Here is a 17,763-nt window from a genome sequence, read left to right as displayed (position 1 = left end):
GTGCGATCTCTGCCGAGCATCATCCACCTCGACATGGACGCCTTCTTCGCGGCGGTGGAGCAGGCGGCCAAGCCGAGCCTGCGCGGCAAGCCGGTGGTCGTCGGCGGGCTCGGCGGACGCGGGGTGGTCTCCACGGCCTCGTACGAGGCACGCAGGTTCGGGGTGCACTCGGCGATGCCGATGGCGCAGGCGCGCCGGCTCTGCCCCAACGCCGCTTTCCTGTCGGGGCGGTTCGAGGCCTACCGGCAGAACAGCGAGATCGTGATGGGGCTGCTGCGGCAGCTCTCCCCACTGGTGCAGCCGCTCAGCCTGGACGAGGCCTTCGTGGACCTGGAGGCCGGTCCGTACGGACCGGCGCTGCTGGAGGCCGACCACGAGACCGGCGAGCGGCTGGTGCTGGCGCTGGCGGAGGACCTGCGGGCGGACATCCAGCGGCTGACCGGGCTGACCGGATCGGTCGGGGCGGCCGGGTCCAAGCTGATGGCCAAGATCGCCTCCGAGCAGGCCAAACCGGACGGGCTGGTGATGGTCGAGCCCGGGCAGGAGCGGGCCGTGCTCGGCCCGATGCCGGTGCGGGCGCTGCCCGGGATCGGGCCGGCCACCGAGCAGGTGCTGCGCCGGGCCGGGCTGAACACCGTGGCCGACCTCGCGGAGGCGGGGGAGGCGGAGCTGGTGCAGCTGGTCGGGCGGGCGCACGGCGCGGGGATCTTCCAGATGTCCACGGGGCTGGACGAACGGCCGGTGATCGCCGACCAGGACGCCAAGTCCGTGTCGGTGGAGGACACCTACGAGGTGGACCTGGCCGACCGGGAGCGGGTGCTGCGCGAGGTGGAGGCGCTGGCCGGGCGGTGTGTGCGGCGGCTGCGGGCGGCCGGGCGCTCCGGCCGGACGGTGGTGCTCAAGGTCCGGCGGTTCGACTTCTCGACGCTGACCCGCTCGGAGACGCTGGGCGGGCCCACCGACGACGAGACGGTGATCACCGCGACCGCGCGCCGGCTGGCCGAGCAGGTCGACATCACCGGCGGGGTCCGGCTGCTCGGCGTGGGCGTCGCCCAACTCGCCGACTACACCCAGGAGGACCTGTTCGCCCAGGCGCTGCGGGAGGAGGCCGCGGAGCACGCGGAGGCGGCGGCCGAGACCGAGGAGGCCGCGGAGGAGCCGGAGGCCGTCGTGGTGCGGCGCTGGATGCCCGGGCAGGACGTCCGGCACGCGGAGTACGGACCGGGCTGGGTGCAGGGCAGCGGCGTCGGGAGGGTCACCGTACGGTTCGAGACGCCGTGGAGCGAGCGTGGGCGGGTGCGGACCTTCGCGGTGGACGACCCGGCGCTCGAACCCTCCCGGCCGCTGCCGCTGCGCCGGGACGAGGGGGCGGACGGAGCGCCGGACGAGGGCGGAGGTCCGGCGGAGAGCGCCTGAAACACGAAGCGGCCCCACCCGGTGGGGGAGTACCGGGTGGGGCCGATCACCGTGCCGGACCCGTACGTTCGTGATGCCCTCGCGACGTACGGAGGCCGGGGCCCCGCGCCCTGTCCCTGAGCGCGGGGGCCGGACGCCCTGTCAGGCGTCGGTCTTGACCAGCTCGGGGCTGGAGTCCTGCTGGGCCGCACCGCCGGCGACCGTCGCGGTGGCGGCCGCGGTGGCGCCGCGGATCAGGAACGGGACGACGCCGGCGACGGCGCAGACCACGGCTGCCGTCCAGAACGCGTGCTTGTAGGCGTCCAGGGTGGGCAGGGAGAGCGGGATCTGCGGCGGCAGCTTCATGGTGTCGCCGGTCAGGATGGCGGCCATGACGGCGGTGCCGATCGCGCCACCGACCGTGCGCAGCACGGAGTTCATGCCGTTGGCGATGCCGCTCTGCTCGACCGGGACGGCGCCGTTGATGTAGGCCGGCATCGCGGCGAAGGCGAGGCCGACGCCGAGACCGAAGATCGCCGAGGCGGTGTAGATGTCGCCCTCGTGCCCGTGGCGCACGGCCAGGTAGGCCATCGCGACGGCTCCGAGGACGCCACCGAGGACCAGCGGCAGACGCGGGCCGCGACGGGCGATCAGCAGGGCGCCGACCGGGGCGGCGACCATCGAGCCGATCGCGGACGGCAGCAGCAGGAGGCCGGCGTGCAGCACGCTGGCGGTGAAGCCGTAGTGGGTCAGCTTCTCCGGGGTCTGGGCGAAGTTGCTGATGACCATGAAGGAGCCGTACATGCCGAAGCCGATGAGCAGGCCGGCCACGTTGGTGAAGGCGACGGCCGGACGGGCCATCATCTTCATGTCCACGAGCGGGTGCGCGACCTTGGTCTCGATGATGCCCCAGACCAGGGCGACCACGGCGGCGACGGCGAACAGGCCGAGCGTCTTGTTCGAGGTCCAGCCCCAGTGGTTGCCCTGGCTGACCGCGACCAGCAGCGCGGAGAGCCAGCCGGCCAGGGTGAGGGCGCCGAGCGGGTCGGCGCCGCCCTCCTTGTCGGTGACCGGGTCGGTCGGGACGCGGAAGGCGACCAGGGCGATCGCGATCAGGCCGAAGACCAGGCCCATCCAGAAGATCGACTTGTAGTCCCAGTGCTCCAGCAGGAGGCCGGTGGCGACCAGGCCGAGGCCGGAGCCGACGCCCATCGAGGCGCTGATGGCGGCGACGCCGCCGGTCACCTTCCGCTTGGGCAGCTCGTCCCGGACGATGCTGATCGCCAGCGGCAGGACGCCACCGCCGGCGCCCTGGAGGACACGGGCGACGACCAGCCAGGTGAAGGAGTGGGTGCTGACCGCCAGTGCCGAACCGGCGACCAGGCCGGCCAGCGAGATCAGCAGCATCGGCTTGCGGCCCCGGAGGTCGCCGAAGCGGCCCAGGAGGGGAGTCAGCACGGCTGCGGAGAGCAGGTTGGCGGTCATCAGCCAGGTGATGCTGGAGGCGGAGACGCTCAGTTCCTTGGCCAGCGAGGGCAGGATCGGGACGACCGCGGTCTGCACCACGCTGAACGACAGCATCGCCAGGATGAGGGCCGGCAGGACCCGGGCGCTGCTCTGCTTCTCGGCCGCGGTGGTGGGCTGTGGTGCCTCACTCACGGTTGCTTCCTCCCGTACATAGTGAATGAACTGAAGCAACCATGCAGGGAGATACTTCAGAGTGTCAAATATCGAGCGGTTAAGCTTTGCAAAACCCAACGGGTGGGGACGGCTACTCGGGTGTTGGGGGCGCCCTACCCGGCCCCCGGACACCGTCCGGGGCCCTGTTCGCGGGCGCTGCCCCCGCGGTCAGACGCCCGGCCGCAGGCCGGCCGGGCGGGGCGCCTCGTGGGCCATGTCACGGGCCACGCCGGGGGACGCGGTGGAGGGCGAGGCGGTGGCGTCGTGGACCTCGACGTTCTCGCGGCGGAGTTCCTCCCGGACCACCTCCTCGGTCGTGTACCGCTCGACGATCAGGCGGACCCGCTCGACGGGGGCGAGGTACTTGCGCACCACCGCGCGTTCCTCGCGGAGGGTCACCTCCTCGACGGCCTCGGAGATCTCCTTCTCGGTGAGCGTGGCGCGTTCGGCGTCGCTGATCGGCGTCCGCTCGACCCGGACGCGCTCGCGGACCACCGGGATGCGGCGCTCCACCTGTTCGGTCGTCACGTACTTGCGCAGCTTCGCGGTGCCGAGGGTGTGCCACTCGGTGGTGATCTCCAGTCGCTCCTCCCGGCAGGTGATCTCGACCGGGCTGCTGGGGGCGGACGAGGAGGCGTCGGCGTTCGCGGCGGCGGTGACGGTCGCGGCCGCGGTGGCCACCGGGGCTCGCGTGGGGACGGGCGTGGCGGCGGGCTGCGGCTTCGGCTCCACGACGGGGGCGGCGGGGGCGGCGGCGGCGGCGGGTGCGGCGAAGCCGGGCCCGGCCGGCGGGGGGGCCATGGGGGCCGCGGGGGTGCTGAGGGTCCGCATGTCGGCCTCCGGGGCGGTCCTGGTGGTGTCGGCGGCAACGGGGGCTGCGGCAACGGGGGGCCTGGCCGGTGCGGGCTCGGGGGAGTGCTCGGGCGACCGCTCGGGTGACCGCTCGGGGGTGTGGAAGGTGAGCGACTTGGCCGGGGCCGCCGCGGTCGTCGTGGCGGCGGCCGCCGCCGTGGTGCCGAAGTCGAGGTCGGGCTGCCTGGGCCGGCTCCCGTTCTCGCCGTTCGGGCGGCTGTCCATCGGGGTGTCGAGGCCGTAGTAGCGGTAGAGCTGGAGCTCCTGGGCGGGGGACAGGTGCTGGCCGACGCCGAAGTCCGGCGACTCCTTCACCAGCGACTTGTCGTACGGCACCCGGAGCTCGTCGCCGGCGAACTCGCTCGTGGTCAGCGGGACGAAGGCGTCCCGGCCGAAGATGCCGGTCCGGACCGCGGCCCACCCGGGCCGGCCGGTGGCGTCGTCCAGGTAGACCTCGTCGACCGTGCCGATCTTGTCTCCGTTGCGGTCGACGGCTTTGTGGCCGATGAGGTCCCGGGGGTCGATGTCCGTCTGCACTTCTTTCCTCCCGCGCGCTGAACCTGCGGAACTCCCGCAGGAAGGCGGCCGGAGCACCCGATTCCGTCCGCCACTTCACACCAAAAGCCATGAATCGGACGATCGCGACCCCGCGTGCGCCGTACGGGGTTGGCACTGGACCGTCCGGGGGACGCGCGTAGACCTCCAGTGACCAGACACACCCGTGATCGGGGGGCCTCCCGCTGGTACCCTGGGCGGCGACCGCAGAGCCCGCTCGGGAGAGTCTCCGATCACGAAAACCGCTGGTCGGAGCGCCGAAGGAGCAACTCCTCCCCGGAATCTCTCAGGCATCCGTACCGTGTGGGGTAGGTCACTCTGGAAAGCAGGGCAGGAGCGTCGGCACGGAAGCCGGCGATCACCACCCTCACCGACGGTGCAAGCCGGCGGAGCGCCCACAGTGCTCCGTGCGGGTGAAGCTCTCAGGTCCCGATGACAGAGGGGGAGGCCTGTTGGGTCCGCGCGCCCAGGCTCGTCCGCTGCCCGCAGCGGTGGGGCCGGCCGGCGTGCGTACCCCCGCCGGTCCGTGACCAGGAGGCCTCGACCACCATGAACGCCCAGCCGAACGCGGGACGCCCCACCGGCGCCTCGACCCTCACCGAGCTTGAGCTGGCCAGCCCCTTCGAGAACCGCCACATCGGCCCCGACGCCGCCGCGCAGGAGAAGATGCTGGCGTCCGTCGGCTACGGCTCGCTGGACGAGCTCGCCGGGACCGCGGTGCCCGAGGCGATCCGCTCCATCACCGCCCTGGACCTGCCCACGGGCCGGTCCGAGGCCCAGGTCCTCGCCGAACTGCGCGAGCTGGCCGGCCGCAACCAGGTGCTCCAGCCGATGATCGGCCTGGGCTACTACGGCACCTTCACCCCGCCGGTGATCCTGCGCAACGTCATGGAGAACCCGGCCTGGTACACCGCCTACACCCCGTACCAGCCGGAGATCTCGCAGGGGCGCCTTGAGGCGCTGCTGAACTTCCAGACCCTGGTCTCCGACCTGACCGGCCTGCCGACCTCCGGCTCCTCCCTGCTGGACGAGGGCACCGCGGCCGCCGAGGCGATGGCGCTGGCCCGCCGCGTCACCAAGGTCAAGGGCGGCGTCTTCCTGGTCGACGCCGAGACCCTGCCGCAGACCGTCGCGGTGATCAACACCCGCGCCGTGCCGACCGGCGTCGAGGTCGTCGTCGCCGACCTGTCCGAGGGCATCCCGGCCGAGATCGCCGAGCGCGGCGTCTTCGGCGTGCTGCTCCAGTACCCGGGTGCCACCGGCGTGGTCCGCGACCTCACCCCGGTGATCGAGCAGGCGCACGGCCTGGGCGCGATCGTCGCCGTCGCCGCCGACCTGCTCGCGCTGACCCTGCTCAAGTCCCCGGGCTCGCTGGGCGCCGACATCGCCTGCGGCACCTCGCAGCGCTTCGGCGTGCCGATGGGCTTCGGCGGCCCGCACGCCGGCTACCTGTCGGTGCGCGCCGAGTACGCCCGCTCGCTGCCCGGCCGCCTGGTCGGCGTCTCCGTCGACGTCGACGGCAACCGCGCCTACCGCCTGGCGCTGCAGACCCGCGAGCAGCACATCCGCCGCGAGAAGGCCACCAGCAACATCTGCACCGCCCAGGTGCTGCTCGCCGTGATGGCCTCGATGTACGCCGTCTACCACGGCCCCGACGGCCTGGCCGACATCGCCCGCCGCACCCACCGCTACGCCGCCGCCCTCGCCGAGGGCCTGCGGGCCGGCGGCGTCGAGCTGCTGCACGGCGAGTTCTTCGACACCGTCACCGCCGTCGTCCCGGGCCGCGCCGCCGAGATCGCCGCCGCCGCCCGTGCCAACGGCATCAACGTGTTCCAGGACGGCGCGGACCGGATCTCCGTCTCCACCGACGAGACCACCACCCGCGAGCACCTGGCCGGCGTCTGGGCCGCGTTCGGCGTCGAGCCGGTCGAGGTCCCCGAGACCGCCGACGCGCTGCCCGCCGCGCTGCTGCGCGAGGACGAGTACCTGACCCACCCGGTCTTCCACAGCCACCGCTCGGAGACCGCCATGCTGCGCTACCTGCGCCGCCTGTCGGACCGGGACTACGCGCTGGACCGCGGCATGATCCCGCTGGGCTCCTGCACCATGAAGCTCAACGCGACCACCGAGATGGAGGCGGTGACCTGGCCGGAGTTCGGCCAGCTGCACCCCTTCGCGCCGATCGACCAGGCCCAGGGCTACCTCACCCTGATCCGCCAGCTGGAGCAGCAGCTGGTCGAGGTGACCGGCTACGACGCCGTCTCGATCCAGCCGAACGCCGGCTCGCAGGGCGAGCTGGCCGGCCTGCTGGCCGTCCGCGCCTACCACCACGCCAACGGTGACACCCAGCGTGACGTCTGCCTGATCCCGTCCTCCGCGCACGGCACCAACGCGGCCTCCGCCGTGATGGCCGGCATGCGGGTGGTCGTGGTGAAGACCCTGGTCGACGGCGACGTGGACGTCGAGGACCTGAAGGCCAAGATCGAGCAGCACCGCGACAACCTGTCGGTGCTGATGGTCACCTACCCGTCCACCCACGGCGTGTACGAGACCCAGATCACCGACATCTGCGCCCTGGTGCACGAGGCCGGCGGCCAGGTGTACGTGGACGGCGCCAACCTGAACGCTCTGGTCGGCCTCGCCAAGCCGGGCAAGTTCGGCGCGGACGTCTCCCACCTGAACCTGCACAAGACCTTCTGCATCCCGCACGGCGGCGGCGGCCCGGGCGTCGGCCCGGTCGCGGTGCGCGCCCACCTGGCGCCGTACCTGCCGAACCACCCGCTGCAGGCGGAGGCCGGCCCGGCCACCGGCGTGGGCCCGATCTCGGCCGCGCCGTGGGGCTCGGCGGCCATCCTGCCGATCTCCTGGGCGTACGTCCGGCTGATGGGCGGCGAGGGCCTCAAGCGCGCGACCCAGGTCGCGGTGCTGAACGCCAACTACATCGCCAAGCGCCTGGCGCCGCACTTCCCGGTGCTCTACACCGGCCCGGGCGGGCTGGTCGCGCACGAGTGCATCATCGACCTGCGCCCGCTGACCAAGGAGACGGGCGTGACGGTGGACGACATCGCCAAGCGCCTGATCGACTACGGCTTCCACGCGCCGACGATGTCCTTCCCGGTGGCCGGCACGCTGATGATCGAGCCGACCGAGTCCGAGGACCTGTACGAGATCGACCGGTTCTGCGACGCGATGATCACCATCCGGGCCGAGATCGACAAGGTCGGCTCGGGCGAGTGGGCGGCCGACGACAACCCGCTGCGCAACGCCCCGCACACCGCCGCCACGCTGGCCGGCGACTGGGCGCACGGCTACTCGCGGCAGGAGGCGGTCTTCCCGGCCGGCGTGAACCCGGCGGACAAGTACTGGCCGCCGGTGAGCCGGATCGACGGCGCGTACGGCGACCGCAACCTGGTCTGCTCCTGCCCGCCGCTGGACGAGTACGGCGTCTGACCGGACCGGGCCCCTGGAGGTCCGACCCGCACGACAGGGCCCCGGCGGAGTTTCCGCCGGGGCCCTGCCCGTGGTGCCGTCGAGTCGGCGGCTGCCCCCGCCGTACGGCCGTACGGGTGGTCAGGCCGCGTGGGCGACGGGGCGGCGCGGGGCGATCACCCGGCCGTCGGGCAGCAGCTCTCCGGTGTCCTCGAACAGGACGACGCCGTTGCAGAGCAGGCTCCAGCCCTGCTCCGGATGACGGGCCACCGACGCGGCCGCCTCGCGGTCCTCGGACTCGGCCGATGGGCACTCAGGACGGTGCTGGCACATACGCGTACCCTCGCTTCGCTCTGCGATCCTCCCCGTGGTGCGGTCGCCGGAGGCCGTGCCGTCCGGAACCGCCGCGGTGGTCGGATCCTGTCCGCACGCCGGCCTAGTGTGGACCGGCGTTCAAGTGGGTAGGACAGGGGGTCCTTCCACGCTGGTTCCCAGTGTCGGCATCCCGGGACCCGCGCGCAGGGATTTCGTGACATGCGCCACAACTCCCGGGTAGAGATCACCCGTTCAGGTGGGGCCGACGGGAAAAGGCGCACCAGCGGGTCAGTCGGGGCATGGCCCGATGAGGCCATGCCGGATGACCCGGACGGGTGGTCGCCGTTCGGGTGAGGAGTCGCGGGGGCGGGTGTGCCGGCGGGGCCGGGGACCGCGGGGCGCCGTGCGGGCGCGCGGGTACGGCCTCGGGCCGCCGGGCGGGTGGGCCCGGCGGCCCGAGGGGGCGTCGGTGGGTCAGGAGGAGCCGAGCAGCAGCGGCCTGGCGAGCGGGGTGCGGGCGAGCAGCGGCAGCAGTTCGGCGGCCGGGCGGGCGCGGTGCGCGGTGACGCCGAGCGGGGCCGGGGCCAGCGGGATCAGCAGGTCGGCGGCCGGGTCGCCGTCGGGGCTGTGCAGCCACAGCGCCGTGGCGTACTGGCCGGGGAAGGTCAGCAGCCGGGGCTGTTGGCGGGTCCGGGAGGTCTGGGCGAGCTGCCAGGCCTCGCGCAGCGCCCGGACCGTCGAGTCGAGGTAGGGGCCCGCGGTGAAGTGGGAGAAGGTGTGGCCCTCGGTGCTCTGCACCACCTCGGCGGCGGCGGCCACCTCGGCGCCGTCCTTGATCAGGAAGCGCCAGCCGGTGCGGCGGGCGGCCGGGAGCTCCGGGCGCCCGCCGGTCAGGACGTGCACCGCGAGAGGGTGGGCGGGGAGCAGCGGGCCGGTCGGATGACGCAGTGCTGCGGCGGCGGGCTGGCGCAGCGCGGTCTCCGAGTCGAGCGCGCCCAGGACGGCGCGCAGTGCGCTCGGCGGGGGCTGGGGGGGTTGCAGAGTCATGGCGGGGTCCGCCTCTCCAAGCGAGATCGGCGTGCGAGTGCGGCATACCGGCGTGGCGGGCGACGCGTCTTCGGTGACGGGGGCCCGGCCGTGTCCGGTTGTGCAGGATCGCGGTGCCGGCGCGGTCGCCGCCGTCGACGAGGGCCTTCGGGGCGAGGCGGACCGGCCGGAGCGCTGTACCAATTCGAACAGATGCACAGGGTGATCTGTTTATCACAGGCTGTGGTGCCGGGCAAGTCTACAGTTCTTCTGATTTTCCATCAGATGCCTTGCAATGCAAGCCAGTAAGCGCATTCGGGTATCGATCTTCGAGGTGGGCATGCTGCTTGCACGGTCGGTCGACCGGGTGCTCGACGGGGTGGCTCTGGAGGAGGGGACCGTGGGCGAGAAGGTCGTGGCGACTCGTGCGGAACTGGCGGACCGGCAGCTGTACCGGCGCAAGCTCCACGCGTGTCTCGAAGCGCTCGGACGGATGCTCCGCGAGGACCGCTTCGACCGGCCGCGGGCGGTGATGGGCCTGGAGATCGAGCTCAACCTGGCCGACGAGCAGGGCCTGCCGGCCATGAACAACGCGCAGGTGCTGAGCGCGATCGGCTCCAGCGACTTCCAGACCGAACTGGGCCGTTTCAACATCGAGGTCAACATCACGCCGCACCGGCTCTGCGGGCACGTCTTCGAGGAACTGCGCGAGGAGATCGACACCGGGCTGCGCTACGCCGACCGGCGGGCGGCCGAGGCGGGCGCCCGGATCGTCATGGTGGGCATCCTGCCGACCCTGGAACACGCCCACACCGGGCTCGACGCGATGAGCCACAACCAGCGGTACAGCCTGCTCAGCGACCAGATCCTGGCCGCCCGCGGCGAGGACATCGCCCTGGACATCGAGGGGGTCGAGCGCCTCCAGCTGGAGTCGATCACCATGGTGGCCGAGGCCGCCGCCACCTCGCTCCAGCTGCACCTCCAGGTGACCCCGGAGCGGTTCTCCTCGGTGTGGAACGCGGCCCAGGCGATCTGCGGGCCGCAGCTCGCGCTCGGCGCCAACTCGCCGTTCCTGTTCGGGCGGGAGCTGTGGCGGGAGACCCGTCCGGTGCTCTTCCAGCAGGCCTGCGACACCCGTACGGCGGAGCTCAAGGCGCAGGGCGTGCGCCCCATCACCTGGTTCGGCGAGCGCTGGGTGGACTCGGCGTACGACCTGTTCGAGGAGAACCTGCGGTACTTCCCCGCGCTGCTGCCGATCTGCGACGACGAGGACCCGCTGAAGGTGCTGGCCTCCGGCGGCGCGCCCAGGCTCGCCGAGATGCGGCTGCACAACGGCACCATCTACCGCTGGAACCGCCCGGTGTACGACATCGCGGGCGGGGTGGCGCACCTGCGGGTGGAGAACCGGGCCCTGCCGGCCGGGCCCACGGTGGCCGACACACTGGCCAACGCCGCCTTCTACTACGGGCTGGTGCGGGTGCTCGCCGAGCAGCCCCGGCCGATCTGGACCCGGCTCCCGTTCGAACGGGCGGACGAGAACTTCCAGCAGGGCGCCCGGTACGGCATCGACGCGGTGTTCCAGTGGCCGCGCTCCGGGCGGGCCGGGCGCGGCGGCGGGCTGCAGACCGTGTCCGCCGTCGACCTGGTGCTGAACGAGCTGCTGCCGATGGCCCACCAGGGCCTCGACGAGTGGGGCGTGGAGCCCGCAGACCGGGACCGCTACCTGGGCATCATCGAGCAGCGCTGCCTGCGCCGCGCCAACGGCGCGTCCTGGCAGGTCGCGACCTTCCACCGGCTGCGCGAGCAGTACGGGATGGACCGGCCGGCCGCGCTCGCGGCGATGACCAGGCGCTACGCCGAACACATGCGCGGCGGGGAGCCGGTGCACACCTGGCCGGTGGGCTGATCCCCCGGAACCCGCCTCCCCGCCGGGGCGTTCCGGGGGTTGTGTCAGGATGATCGCTCCGGCGGTCGGCCGACGGCCGGAGCGACCGCCCCTCCGCTGGAGCCCCCGTGACCACCGTCCCGACCGCGCCGGAGACCGCGAAGCCCACCCGTCGGCTGCTCGGCGCGGAACTGCTGATCGTCCTCGGCCTCTCCCTCGGGGCCAGCGGGATCAGCGCGCTGATCAGCTTCACCGGCTCGCTCACCGAACCGCTCGAGCTCGGCCAGCAGGTCGCCACGCTGAACGGCTCGCGGGCGCCCGGGCGGCCCTGGCTGGACCTCGTCTGGCAGCTGTACTACATCGGGCGCGGGCTGATGCCGGTGGTGCTGGTCGGCTACCTGCTGGTGCGCGAGGGCGTCGCGCTGCGGGCGCTGGGCTTCGACCTCGGGCAGAAGCTGCGCGACCTGGGTCGGGGCGCCGCCGTCGCGGCCGCGATCGGCGGGTCGGGGCTGGCGCTCTACCTGGCCTCGCAGGCGGCCGGGTACAACCTCACGGTGGCGCCGTCCGGGCTGCCGGACGTGTGGTGGCGGGTACCGGTGCTGCTGCTGTCGGCCTGGCAGAACGCCGTCCTGGAGGAGGTCGTCGTCCTCGGCTACCTGCTGCGCCGGGTGGGGCAGTTGGGGTGGTCGTGGCCCGCCGCGGTGGCGGCGAGTTCGGTGCTGCGCGGCTCGTACCACCTGTACCAGGGGGTCGGCGGGCTGATCGGCAACATGGTGATGGGCGTGGTGTTCTGCCTGCTGTACCGGCGCTGGGGGCGGGTGATGCCGCTGGTGGTGGCGCACGCGCTGATCGACACCGTGGCCTTCGTCGGGTACGCCCTGCTGGCCGGGCACGTCACCTGGCTTCCGACCCCTTGAGCGAGAGCGCCTGGCCGCGCGGCGGACGGGCGAGCAGCCGGTCGACGTGCCGGCGTTCCAGGCCCTGGCCGGGATCGATGGGCAGCAGCAGGCGGTCCCGGCGCCACTGGGAGCGGCGGACCAGCCGCGGCGGGATGACGTCGTCCACCCAGGCGAACGGTCGGCCGTCGGCGTAGCGCAGCAGCGGGGCCCACTTGGCGGCGGAGAACAGCTCCATCAGCGGGACGCGCGGGTCGCCGGGCTGCGGGACGTAGCCGGTGAAGGTGACCACGGGGAGCGGGTCCAGGCCGACCGCGGGGGCGATGTGGGTGTTGGCGTGCTCCTCCCAGGTGGTGGCCCAGACCAGGTCGTACGTTCCGGCGAGCTCGCGCAGCCAGGCGCCGTGCCGGGCGGACAGCAGGACGGTGTAGCCGAACAGGGTGTGGGCGTCGAACCCGGCGTCCGGGTGCGGGCAGACCGGGTTCAGGACGCCGTCGACGTCCAGGAACAGCAGTGGCTTCGGCACCGGTGGCCCCTCGGATGCGGTGGTGTTTCCTGCCTGTTCGGACGACCCTCGCACACCTCCGGTTGCCCGCGGGCGGGCGCACCCGGGGCGCACGGGGCGCTCACGGGGTGGGCGCGGGCTCGCCGACGGGCACCGGTGCGTCCGACGTGCTCCGACGGCTCAGCCTGCGGACCTGCGGGTCCAGCAGGACGACCGCGCTGAGCACCAGACAGGCGACGGCGCACGCCCAGAGCGCGCCGGACAGGCCGAGCGCCACGGCCGCGGGGCCGGCCAGCGCCGTGCCGACCGGGGCCAGCGAGTAGGAGCCGAGTTCGTCGTAAGCGGACACCCGGGAGAACATCTCCTCGGGTATCTCCTGCTGGAGCGCGACCATCCAGTTGACGCTGAAGACGGTGACGCCGACGCCGGACAGGAACATCGCGACGACCAGCAGCGGCAGCGGCACCTCGGCGGCGAGGGCCACGGCGGGCACGCCGAACAGGAAGACCCCCCAGTTGCCGACCAGCAGGATCCGGCGGGGCCGCCAGCGGGTCATCAACACGCCGGCGGCCACCAGGCCGACGCCGTAGGCGGACATCGCCAGGCCCCAGGCGCCCGCGCCGCCGAGCCGCTCCTTGGCGGCGGTCGGCCCGTACACCGACTCCACCGCGTTGATGCAGGCGACCAGCACGGAGAACTGGAGCACGATCACCCAGAGCCAGCGGCGGGAGGCGAACTCCCGCCAGCCCTCGCGCAGATCGCGCAGCATGCTGCTGCCGGTCGATGCGGGGCCCTGCTCCGGCTCCAGGAAGAAGCGGAGGACGGCGGCGGCCAGGAAGCACAGCGCGTCCAGCGCGAGCACCCAGCCGGGGCCGACGGCGGCGGTGAGGGCGCCGCCGAGGGCGGCACCGCCGATCTGGGAGGCGTTGAGGCCCATCCGGAAGACCGCGAAGGCGCGGGCGGCGTGCTCCTGCGGGACGGCCTGCATGATCATGCCGCCGGAGGCGGGGGAGTAGAGGGCGTAGCCGGCCCCGCCGGCCGCGGAGAGCGCCAGCATCTGCCAGAGCCGGACCTCCCCGGTCAGCACCAGGGCGGCCAGGACGGCCTGGGAGACCCCGCTGAACACGTTGGCGGCGACCATGATCAGGTGGCGCGGCAGCCGGTCGGCGAGGGTGCCGCCGACCACCATGAGCAGCACGGTGGGCACCAGCCGGGCGGCGGTGACGTAGCCGACCTCGGTGGTGGTGCCGCCGGTGCCGAGCACGGCGAAGGCGGTGGCGATGGGGGCGCCGGCGTTGCCGAGGCCGCTGATCACGGTGGCGGCGGTCTGGACGCGGAAGTTACGGCTCGCCCAGGCGAAGCGGCGTGGGGACGGGAGTGGGGTCGGCACCCGGAGACTATGCCGTGGGGCTGTACGGGTGTCCATCCGGTTTACCCGCCCGGACGCCCGGAGCGCGGGGTTTCGGCCGAGGGTCCCATCGGCCGAGGTGGCCCCCTCAGCCGAGGTGGCCCCAGAGGAAGGTGAGGGTCCGGCGCCAGGCGATCCGGGCCTGGAGCGGGTCGTGGGTGCCGATCAGGTTCTCGTCGTTCATGAAGGCGTGCCCGGCCGGGTAGAAGTGGATCTCCGGGCGGACGTCGGTGGCCTCGCCGATCCGGATCGCCGCCTCGTCCACCGCGGCCATCGGGATCGAGCCGTCCAACTCGCCGAAGTGGCCGAGCACATGGGCGGTCAGTCCGCGGTAGTCGAAGTCCGGATCGGGCGGCAGGCCGTAGAACGGGACCACGGCGGCCACCTTGTCGCCGGCCCGGGCGGCCAGCAGCAGGGCGAAGCCGCCGCCCATGCAGAAGCCGACCACGCCGACCGCGTCGCCGACCACGCCGTCCAGGGCGAGCAGGTGGTCGACGGCCCCGGCCAGGTCCTCCACCGCCCGGTCGACCGGGAGCTCGCGCTTGAACCGGGCGGCCTCGGCACCGTCGTGGGTGGTGGCGCCGCCGAACAGGTCGGGGGCCAGGACGGTGAACCCCTCGGCGGCGAAGCGGTCGGCCACGTCGGCGATGTGCGAGGTGAGCCCCCACCACTCCTGCACCACCACCAGGCCCGGCCCGACCCCCTGCGGCGGGCGGGCCAGGTAGCCGTGCGCGGTGCGGCCGTTGCTCGGGAAGGTCACGTTCTGCCGGGAGCCGCCCTCGTCAGGCATGGCTTCCTCTCGGTGGGTCGGGCCGCGTGCGGCGGGTGTTCGGCGGGGCGGGCCGGGTCAGCCCATCTCCTCGAGGGCACGGCCCTTGGTCTCCTTGATGCAGAAGACCACGAACGGGACGGAGAGCAGGGCGAAGGCCGCATAGATGACGTACGTCGCCGAGAGGTTCCAGTCGGCGAGGTCCGGGAAGCTGACGGTGATCGCCCAGTTGGCGATCCACTGCGCCGAGGCGGCGACGGACAGGGCCAGCGCGCGGATCCGGTTGGGGAACATCTCGCCGAGCAGGACCCAGACCACCACGCCCCAGGAAAAGGCGAAGCAGAGCACGAAGACGTGCGCCGCGATCAGGGCGACGGTGGCGTGGGTGTTGTCCAGGGTGGCGGTGCTGCCGGTGCCCTCCCGGTAGGAGAACGCCCAGGCGGCGGTGCCCAGCGCGGCCGCCATGCCGATCGAGCCGGCCAGGGCGAGCGGCTTGCGGCCGATCCGGTCCACCAGGGCCATCGCGATCACCGTGCCGATCACGTTGATGATCGAGGTGGAGAGGCTGATCAGCAGCGAGTTGGACTCGTTGATGCCGACCGACTGCCACAGGAAGGACGAGTAGTAGAAGATCACGTTGATGCCGACGAACTGCTGGAACACCGAGGCGCCGATGCCGACCCAGACGATCGGCAGCAGGCCGAAGCGGCCGCCGAGCAGGTCCTTGAGCCGGGGCTTGTGGGCGGACTCCAGCACCGAGCGGATCTCCGCCACCCGGGCGTCCAGGTCCACGCCCTCGCCCTCGACCTCCGCCAGCACCTTGCGGGCCTGCTCCTCGCGGTGGTCGGCGATCAGGAAGCGAGGCGACTCCGGGATGGCGAGCGCCATCAGCCCGTACACCAGGGCCGGGATGGCCTCGACACCGAGCATCCACTGCCAGGCCTGGATGCCGCCGAGGTGGTTGGTGGACTCGCCGCCGGCGGCCTGGTTGAGCGCCCAGTTGGCGAGCTGGGAGACGGTGATGCCGAGCACGATCGCCATCTGCTGGAAGGAGGCGAGCCGGCCGCGGTAGGCGGTCGGGGCGACCTCGGCGATGTAGGTGGGGGCGATCACCGAGGCGATGCCGATCGCGATGCCGCCGACCACGCGCCAGGCGGCGAGGGTCTCGATGTTCGGCGGGAACATCGAGCCGATGCCGCTGGCCGCGAACAGCGCGGCGGCCAGCAGCATCGTGCGGACCCGGCCGAGGTGGTCGGCGAGCCGGCCGGCGAGCACCGCCCCCAGGGCCGAGCCGAGCAGGGCGATGGCCACCACGAAGGCGGTGGTGCCGTGGCCCACCGCGAAGTGCTTCTGGATGCCCGTCACGGCACCGTTGATCACCGCGCTGTCGTAGCCGAACAGGAAGCCGCCCATGGCGGCGGCCGCCGAGATGAACACCACGTGGCCGAGGTGGGCCTCGCCGGCCGCCCGTTGGCTGTTGACTGAGGACACTCGCGCTCCCGGGGGTCGACGGGCCCGCTCCGACGCCGAGTGGGCAGGGCTCGTCTCACATTCGAGCAGCGCGGCGGCCGACCTGCCCGAGTTGGCGGCCGACCGGGTGATCCGGGGTCAGCCGGTGGCGTGCGGCCCGTCGGTGCGCCGTCCGGTGGTGCGCGGGAGGTCGGAGCGCGGGGCGTTGCCCAGGGGGCCGGCGGGGCCCTGCGGTGCGGTGCGCGGCCCGTCGGTGCGCCGCCGGTGACGGCGGAGCAACTGGGCGCGGGCGGCGGCGTACTGGTCCCGGCCGCGCCCCGGGCCGTCGGCACGCTCGGCGAGCCGGTCGGCGATCGCGTACTGTGCCTCGGCCGGCTTCTTGTCGTCGTACTTGAACTTGGCCCGCACCTCGTCGACGGTCAGCCGGAGCGCGCGCAGCCCGGGCAGTTGCCGGGCCAACTCGCCCTCGCCGGGCACCACCCGGACCTCCGGCGTCTCCGGCTGGAAGTGCGCCAGCTGGCGGTTGAGGATCTCCGCCTTGCCGGCCGCGGACTCCACCACCTCGGCGGTGCAGTGGAAGTGGACCGAGGCGTAGTAGCTGGTCGGTGTGCCCGGTGCGCCGCGCCAGTGGCCCGGCGCGAAGGCGTAGCCGTCGGTGACCGCGAGGGTGACCTTCGGGTCGGCCCGGACGGCGGCCAGCAGCGGGTTGGGCGCGGCGAGGTGGAGCAGGATCTCGCCGTGTTCGACGTCCAGCAGGAAGTGGGTCGGGACCAGCACGGGGCCCTCGCCGGGGCCGCCGTTGGCGGCGAGCAGGCCGAAGTCGCGGCCCTCGGCGAGCCAGGCCCGCCACTCGGCCTCGTCGCCGCGGTCCCAGGATCTGATCAGCACGGGTGCGCCTCCCGTCAGCGGGGGTAGCCGCGCAGGTGCGCGGGGAGCGGGACGGTGGTGCCGGGGTGCGGCTCGGGGGTGCCGTGCACCGCGGTGACCGGGATCAGGCCGGACCAGTAGGGCAGGTCGGCGTCCTCCGGGTCGTCGTCGGCGCCGTCCTCGCGGGTCTTGGCCGAGACCTCGTCCAGCTCCAGCCGGAGGACGGCGGTGGCGGCGAGCTCCTTGGCATTGGCCGGACGGACCTCGGCGGAGCGCCCCGGTATCGCGTGGTCGACCAGGGCGGCGAGTGCGACGTCCAGCTCCTCGGGGTCGGTGACCTGGTGCGCGGTGCCGTGGGCGACCACCGAGCGGAAGTTCACCGAGTGGTTGAACGCGGACTTGGTCAGCACCAGCGCGTCGACCTGGGTGACGGTGACGCAGACCGGCATGCCCTGCTCGCCGGAGGCGTTGCGCATCGGACGGCTGCCGGTGGAGCCGTGGACGTAGAGCCGGCCGCCGACCCGGGCGAAGATCGTCGGCAGCACCACGGGGGCGCCGTCGACCACGAAGCCGAGGTGGCAGATGTAGGCACTGTCGAGGATGGCGTGGATCGCCTCCTGCTCCCAGGTGGCCCGGTCCCGGTAGCGGGTGGGGGTGGTCCTGGCGGTGCGGGAGTAGCTGGGCGACCCTTCCGGGGTGGCTGACATGACA

The 17,763-nt window shown here is 73.1% G+C and carries 14 protein-coding genes and 2 riboswitches; of the genes, 4 read left to right on the top strand and 10 right to left on the bottom strand.

Annotated elements, in window-relative coordinates:
• Positions 1–1,416: a DNA polymerase IV gene (locus tag ACWGJO_RS26340; RefSeq protein WP_452187406.1), complete on the top strand. Its 1,416-nt coding sequence runs from the start codon at positions 1–3 to the stop codon at positions 1,414–1,416.
• A 141-nt stretch (positions 1,417–1,557) separates the two neighbouring features.
• On the opposite strand, the gene ACWGJO_RS26335 is transcribed toward ACWGJO_RS26340, so the two are convergent.
• Both ACWGJO_RS26335 and ACWGJO_RS26330 read right to left on the bottom strand, forming a co-directional pair.
• Entirely contained in the window at positions 1,558–3,054 is a 1,497-nt protein-coding gene (locus ACWGJO_RS26335; protein ID WP_452187404.1) for an MFS transporter, read from the bottom strand.
• A gap of 189 nt (positions 3,055–3,243) precedes the next feature.
• Positions 3,244–4,464 carry a PRC and DUF2382 domain-containing protein gene (locus tag ACWGJO_RS26330; protein WP_452187402.1) on the bottom strand — a complete coding sequence of 407 codons (1,221 nt, stop codon included), beginning with the start codon at positions 4,462–4,464 and terminating at the stop codon, positions 3,244–3,246.
• Positions 4,465–4,690: 226 nt separating this feature from the next.
• Positions 4,691–4,794, top strand: a riboswitch (glycine riboswitch).
• 1 nt (position 4,795) lies between these two features.
• Positions 4,796–4,928, top strand: a riboswitch (glycine riboswitch).
• A 103-nt stretch (positions 4,929–5,031) separates the two neighbouring features.
• Here ACWGJO_RS26330 and gcvP point away from each other — a divergent pair.
• Positions 5,032–7,932, top strand: a complete 2,901-nt coding sequence (gene gcvP / locus ACWGJO_RS26325) for an aminomethyl-transferring glycine dehydrogenase (protein ID WP_452187400.1) — start codon at positions 5,032–5,034, stop codon at positions 7,930–7,932.
• A gap of 120 nt (positions 7,933–8,052) precedes the next feature.
• On the opposite strand, the gene ACWGJO_RS26320 is transcribed toward gcvP, so the two are convergent.
• Both ACWGJO_RS26320 and ACWGJO_RS26315 read right to left on the bottom strand, forming a co-directional pair.
• Positions 8,053–8,244, bottom strand: coding sequence for a DUF5999 family protein (locus tag ACWGJO_RS26320; protein ID WP_188300053.1), 192 nt, complete (start codon positions 8,242–8,244; stop codon positions 8,053–8,055).
• A gap of 456 nt (positions 8,245–8,700) precedes the next feature.
• The gene (locus ACWGJO_RS26315; RefSeq protein WP_452187398.1) at positions 8,701–9,273 is read right to left on the bottom strand and encodes a hypothetical protein; all 573 of its coding nucleotides are present in this window, start codon (positions 9,271–9,273) and stop codon (positions 8,701–8,703) included.
• Between the two features lie 379 nt (positions 9,274–9,652).
• Between ACWGJO_RS26315 and ACWGJO_RS26310 the strand changes: the two genes are divergently transcribed.
• Both ACWGJO_RS26310 and ACWGJO_RS26305 read left to right on the top strand, forming a co-directional pair.
• Positions 9,653–11,158, top strand: coding sequence for a glutamate--cysteine ligase (locus tag ACWGJO_RS26310; protein WP_359907854.1), 1,506 nt, complete (start codon positions 9,653–9,655; stop codon positions 11,156–11,158).
• A gap of 107 nt (positions 11,159–11,265) precedes the next feature.
• Positions 11,266–12,054: a CPBP family intramembrane glutamic endopeptidase gene (locus tag ACWGJO_RS26305; protein ID WP_452187396.1), complete on the top strand. Its 789-nt coding sequence runs from the start codon at positions 11,266–11,268 to the stop codon at positions 12,052–12,054.
• Here ACWGJO_RS26305 and ACWGJO_RS26300 read toward each other — a convergent pair.
• From ACWGJO_RS26300 to ACWGJO_RS26275, 6 genes are all read right to left on the bottom strand, one after another.
• Complete coding sequence (locus ACWGJO_RS26300) at positions 12,032–12,559, bottom strand: HAD domain-containing protein (protein ID WP_452187394.1); 528 nt, start codon at positions 12,557–12,559, stop codon at positions 12,032–12,034. The genes ACWGJO_RS26305 and ACWGJO_RS26300 overlap by 23 nt on opposite strands.
• A gap of 100 nt (positions 12,560–12,659) precedes the next feature.
• Positions 12,660–13,928 (bottom strand): MFS transporter, encoded by a 1,269-nt coding sequence (locus ACWGJO_RS26295; protein ID WP_452187392.1) that lies wholly within the window; start codon positions 13,926–13,928, stop codon positions 12,660–12,662.
• A gap of 106 nt (positions 13,929–14,034) precedes the next feature.
• Complete coding sequence (locus ACWGJO_RS26290; protein ID WP_387688261.1) at positions 14,035–14,736, bottom strand: dienelactone hydrolase family protein; 702 nt, start codon at positions 14,734–14,736, stop codon at positions 14,035–14,037.
• A 57-nt stretch (positions 14,737–14,793) separates the two neighbouring features.
• Positions 14,794–16,206: a sugar porter family MFS transporter gene (locus ACWGJO_RS26285; RefSeq protein WP_452187389.1), complete on the bottom strand. Its 1,413-nt coding sequence runs from the start codon at positions 16,204–16,206 to the stop codon at positions 14,794–14,796.
• 117 nt (positions 16,207–16,323) lie between these two features.
• On the bottom strand, positions 16,324–17,073 hold the full coding sequence (locus tag ACWGJO_RS26280; RefSeq protein ID WP_387727850.1) for an FMN-binding negative transcriptional regulator: 750 nt from the start codon (positions 17,071–17,073) through the stop codon (positions 16,324–16,326).
• A gap of 14 nt (positions 17,074–17,087) precedes the next feature.
• The gene (locus ACWGJO_RS26275; protein WP_380551428.1) at positions 17,088–17,759 is read right to left on the bottom strand and encodes a pyridoxamine 5'-phosphate oxidase family protein; all 672 of its coding nucleotides are present in this window, start codon (positions 17,757–17,759) and stop codon (positions 17,088–17,090) included.
• Positions 17,760–17,763 lie beyond the last annotated feature (4 nt).

The sequence above is a fragment of the Kitasatospora sp. NPDC054795 genome (assembly GCF_053611565.1).
The sequence above is the reverse complement of the archived record's forward strand: the minus strand, read 5'-3'. Positions and strand labels throughout refer to the sequence as shown.